The following is a 4,942-nucleotide window of genomic DNA, read 5'->3' on the forward strand; positions in this document are numbered from 1 at the left end:
CCGGCGCCGAGGTCGGGCGACCGGCTCGCCGCCCTGACGCCGCGCGAGCGCGAGGTGCTGGCCGAGGTCGGCACGGGCCGCTCCAACGCCGAGATCGCCGACCGGCTGGTCATCAGCGCCGCCACCGCCCGCACCCACGTCGGCCGCCTGCTGGCCAAGCTGGACGCCCGCGACCGCGCCCAGCTCGTCGTCATCGCCTACGAGACGGGCCTGGTCACGGCCGGCCTCGCCTAGCCGAACCAGGCGCCTCGACCCCGGACCCTGCCTGGGGCGACTTCGCCAGCCCGCGGTAGCGGTGGGCGACCGCGCCGGGCAGCAGGTACTCGGCGAGCACGTTGCGGGTGCGGCGGGACGGCAGGCCCATGTCGTGCATCAGCTCGTCCGCGCAGTGGATGTCGTAGGGACCGAAGTCGTAGCCGCCGGAGCCGGGCAGCGCCCGCTCCTGCCACGCCAGGCGGGCGTCGACGGCCTCCTCCATCTCCCGCTCGTCCGGGCGGGCGCGCAGGGCCGCCCGGAAGTGGCGGGCCAGCCAGTGCGCGGTCAGCTCCACGCCCATGATGTTGTTGAAGACCTGCCGGAACCCGACGAACCCCAGCCGGTCCACGCCGGGCGGCACGATGTCCCGGTAGAGCCGCAACCGCCCGGCGTCGTCGTGCACCCGCACCGCCGGGTCGAGGAACGGGAAGACCTTGTGGTGGCCGGTCGCGAAGACGACGACGTCCGCCGCCACGTCCTCACCGGTCGCCAGCCGCAACCCCTGGTCGGTGTACGCCTCGACCGCGCTCACCTTGGCGGCGACCAGGCCCCGGCGGACGGCCCGGACGTAGCCGCGCGGCATCACCCCGGCGTGCGCGAGGTGGAACGGCAGCGCGCCGGCGGGGCGCAGGTGCTCCGGCAACCGGCCCAGGCCCGACGAGAACAGCATGTCGCGGGTGACCAGCCGCCACAGGACCCGCTTGACCCGCGCGTCGAGGCGGTCGACCGGGCGGACGCACGCCGGGTCGTGGTAGCGGGGGAGGAGCGACTCGCCGAGCCGCGTCATCAGGATCCACCGGTAGCCGACCAGGCCGAGCAGCAGCCGTTCGGGGACCATCCAGTTCACCTTGCGCTGCACCAGCGTGGCGGACGACGCCTCGCGTGCGGCGCGGACGACCAGGTCCAGCGCGGACTTGCCGCCGCCGACGACGACCACCCGCCGTCCGGCGAACGTCCCGGCCCGCACGTCGTTCGAGTGCACCACCGTCCCGCGGAACGACTCGCGCCCCGGCAGGTCGGGCACCCGGGCGTGGTGGTGGGCCCCGCTGGCGACGACCACGTGGTCGAACACCTCCCGGTGGACGGGCGCGGCCTCGTCGCCGGCCGGCCGCGAGTCGACCGACCAGCCGGAGGCGCCCGGCCGTCCCGGACCGTCGACCGGCCGCACGGACACCACTTCCGTCTCCGGTCGGACCCGGTCCAGCACGCCGAACGCCCTGGCGTAGTCCTCCAGGTAGCGCTGACTCTCCACCGCGCTCGCGTAGTGCATGCGGTTCGGCAGGTCCGCGAACTCGAACAGCCGGCGGGACGACTGGTTGGCCAGCCCGTCGTAGCAGCCGCCCGGCGACCAGATCCCGCCGACGCGTTCGTACTTGTCGAACACCGTGACGTCGAAGCCGTTCTCCAGCAGCACCTTCGCGGCGACGATCCCGGCGGGGCCCGCTCCGACGACACACGCTCTCATGGCCTGTCACTCCCCGCGGTGATCGGCGCGTCCGGCACGCCCATCATCCCGGTCGGGGACACCCCGGCACACCGCCTGATCAGCGAGCGCCGGGAACGCCACCCGGATGCCGGATCAGGGCGTGACGGCGGCGCGCAGCCAGTCCGGGACGTGCTCGTCGGCGCGCGGGAAGACCTCCAGCTCCCGCGCGTGCGCCCGCGGGGGCGGCGGGGTGCGGAAACGCGGCTCGTCCTGGCGGTTGTACTCGATCGCGTAGTTGTCCGGGTAGTCGAGCCAGTAGGTGGCGTGCAGCCACGTGCCGCGCTCCGGGCGGGCCATGCCGGCGCGCAGCCGGGCGAACAGGTCGCGCGCCTCGTCGGGCAGGTCCCAGCCGAACATGCCGCCGTTCGCCATGCGCAGCAGGCCACCCGCCTCGACGTGGTCGCCGAGGGCCTTGTAGTCGACCTGGAGGTGGCTCCACCCCGCCGGCAGGTCCAGCACCAGTCGCCCGGTGATCCGTTGGAGCAGCTCGTCCTGCTGGACCGGGTTGAGTGGTTCCGTCATGGCCTCAGTATCCCGCAGTCGGCTGGTCGTCGTCGGGCAGCTTGGCGCGCAGCCAGCCGGGGACGTGCTCCGGCGCGCGCGGGAAGTGCTCCAGGTCGAGCGCCCACTCGCGCGGGCTCAGGTCCGGGGACCACTTCGGGTCGAACTCGTCGTTGTAGACCACGTGGAACGCGGCCGGCGGGTCCATCGTGTACCGCAGCGAGAACCACGTGCCGCGCCCCTCCACGTACATCAGCTCGCGCAGCTCCCGCAGCGCCCGGCCGACCGACAGCGGCGGGTCCGCGGGCGGGCTGGAGTGGTCCGGCATCAGCACGGTGAGGGCCATCCAGTCCGACGTCACGGCCACCGACGCGCGCAGGTCGATCCGGAACCAGCCCTCTGGGCACGCCTCGACCAAGTCGCGGCCGATCTCCTGCAGCAGCTCCTGCTGCCGCTCACGGGGTTGGCGGTGGGAGGACGACACGGTTGTTCCTGGCGGGCTCGGGGACATTGTGGAAGCTCCTGATCTCCTGCACGGTCCTGGGCGGCGGCGGCTCGGACACCGTGAAGTGGTAGCGCACGTGCAGCTTGTCCGGCGTGTGGATGTCCGGCGTGGTGCGCTCGGCGAAGAAGTCCACGCGGTCCACGGTCGTGCCGTCGACCGCCGCGCGCCGCGCGATGTCCTCCTCCATCCGCCGCCAGGTGTCGTCCGTCGACCCGCCGTCGATCTTCATCGGGCGGTTCTCGTAGGCCCACTGTGGGATGTGGTTGATCCGCTCGCCGGGACCGCCGCCCTCGAACGCCACGATGTGGCCGCCGTCGAACTTGAACAGCTCGTGCCGGTTCCCGTAGTAGTTGAACGGCGCGTACTCGCCCGCGGTCGGGCTCTTGTAGCCCTCCGGGCCGCCGCTCGCGATCCGGCCGGTGTCGGGCTGGACGCCCTCGCCGGGCGAGCCCGGCTCGACACCGCGCCGCGGCCCCCAGAAGTCCTCGGCCCTGGTGCCGCTCGGCGGGTACACCGGGCGACCGCTCGCGGCGATCGTGTCGCCGTGCACGTCGGTCCGGTACATCTGCTGCGGCACGGCCGGGTCCATGCCGTCCACGTACCGCGGGCCGACCGCGAACGTCGTGTTCGGCGCCGGGACCGGCAGGCCCGCGTCCCACGTCTCCGCGGTGCCCAGCTCGGGGTTGAAGCCCTGCTCGCTGTTGCCCGACCAGGTGTGGACGTGCGAGACCCGGCCGTCGGCGTCGGTGTAGAAGGTGCCGTGCCAGTCGCCGTCGTCGTTGTAGACGTCGTAGCGGGCGTGCGGCTCCAGCCGGTTGTCCGGGTCGTTGCCGCGCAAGGAGAACGGGCCGTCGCCGTCCGGCGGGGGAGCCGGGTTGTAGTTCTCGTGCGGCGGCATCGTCCGGTAGGTGCCGTCGGGACCGCCGGGCGGGTTCCACTCCACGGCGGGTGGCGTGCGGGTCTGGTCGAAGTCGTCGAAGCGGTCGGCGGGGCGGTTGTCCGGCGACGACGCGTCAGGCGTGCCGTCGGGCGTCGTGTCGGGTGACGTGCCGGGTGTGGTGTCCGGCGACGTGCCGGTGTTGTCCGTGCCGTTCGTGTTGTCCGTGCCGTCGGTCCGGCCGGTGTCCGTCGTGCCGGGGCTGGTGTCCGGGCGGGACGTCCCGGCGTCGGGCAGATCCTGGCCGCGGAACGTGTGCGTGCTGATCCCGGTGTCCACCTGGTACACGACACCCGGCTCGGGCCGCGCGGTGTCCGGGTTGACCGGAACGCCCGCACTGTTGCGGGTGTTCGGCACGCTCGTGTCGACGTGCGTGACGTTCCGGTTCGCGTCCGTGTAGTACGTGCCGCGCACCGAGCCGTCCGGGTTGTGGACGACGACGCGCGAGTTCGGCTCCAGCGGCGGGCCGCCGTTGAAGTCGAGGACGCGCTGGTTCGGGTCGACCTCCACGTCCACGCGCGGCAGGTCCTGGGGCGGGTCCCACGGCACGGTCCGCTGCGGCGACGGGTCGCGGCCCTCCGGCGGGTCGGTGACCGTGTTGTCCCGCGCGGCGCGGTCGCGTGCGTCGTCCGGGTCGAGGTCGTGCTTGTCGGCGTCGTTCGTGCCCGGCACGAAGCCGTCGTCGCTCGCCTTGCCGCGGGTGCCGTCCGGGCGGTGCGTCTCCCACTCGCCGTTCGGTGGGATGCGCGGGCGGCGGTTGCCGTCGGGGTCGACCTCGGCGTCGCTGGTGTAGACGCGGCCGTTGCTGTCGGTCCAGGCCGGCTTGGTCGGCGCGAGGACGTCCGCGCCGGTGTGCCGGGAGAGGCGGTTGGCGAAGTCGTTCGAGCCCGCGTCGCAACCGATCAGGCGGATCGGCGTCTTGCCGTCCCACCCGTTGCGGCGCAACAGGTCGCCGTACTCCTCCGGGCTGTAGCTGTGGTTGCCGATGCGCGCCCGGCCGTCCGGGGTGATGTGGACGTCGGCGGTGAAATATCGAGGGTCGTGCGGGACGCGCTGCGGCAGGTCGCCCATGTCCGAGTCGCCCCGGTGGTGCGAGATGCCGGCTGGCGTCGTCTCACCGTGCCGGGCGTGGGCGTCGTCGATGTCCGGCCGGTCCGCCGTGCCGGGGCCGTCCGGGTCGCGCGGCGGCGGCGACCAGGGGTCCTGGTCGGAGCGCTGGTGCGGGACCGGGTCCTGGCGCGGGGCCGGCTCCGGCGCG

4 protein-coding genes and 1 pseudogene are annotated in these 4,942 nt (G+C 73.6%); 1 reads left to right on the forward strand and 4 read right to left on the reverse strand.

Going from position 1 to position 4,942, the window contains the following annotated elements:
* A partial coding sequence (locus ACFQ3T_RS34175) for a response regulator transcription factor (protein ID WP_380729875.1) occupies positions 1 to 234 on the forward strand: 234 nt, incomplete at its 5' end.
* Here ACFQ3T_RS34175 and ACFQ3T_RS34180 read toward each other — a convergent pair.
* From ACFQ3T_RS34180 to ACFQ3T_RS34195, 4 genes and pseudogenes are all read right to left on the reverse strand, one after another.
* A complete protein-coding gene (locus ACFQ3T_RS34180) occupies positions 215 to 1,720 on the reverse strand; it encodes a flavin-containing monooxygenase (protein ID WP_380729878.1) in 1,506 nt (501 codons plus the stop codon). The genes ACFQ3T_RS34175 and ACFQ3T_RS34180 overlap by 20 nt on opposite strands.
* Positions 1,721 to 1,834: 114 nt before the next feature.
* Positions 1,835 to 2,263, reverse strand: a complete 429-nt coding sequence (locus tag ACFQ3T_RS34185) for a hypothetical protein (RefSeq protein WP_380729880.1) — start codon at positions 2,261 to 2,263, stop codon at positions 1,835 to 1,837.
* A 4-nt stretch (positions 2,264 to 2,267) separates the two neighbouring features.
* Positions 2,268 to 2,726, reverse strand: coding sequence for a hypothetical protein (locus ACFQ3T_RS34190; protein ID WP_380729882.1), 459 nt, complete (start codon positions 2,724 to 2,726; stop codon positions 2,268 to 2,270).
* Positions 2,698 to 4,942: pseudogene (locus ACFQ3T_RS34195) on the reverse strand (hypothetical protein); the annotation flags it as partial. The gene ACFQ3T_RS34190 and the pseudogene ACFQ3T_RS34195, both read right to left, overlap by 29 nt.

This window comes from Saccharothrix hoggarensis (assembly GCF_042678885.1).
Classification (GTDB): Bacteria; Actinomycetota; Actinomycetes; order Mycobacteriales; family Pseudonocardiaceae; genus Actinosynnema; species Actinosynnema hoggarensis.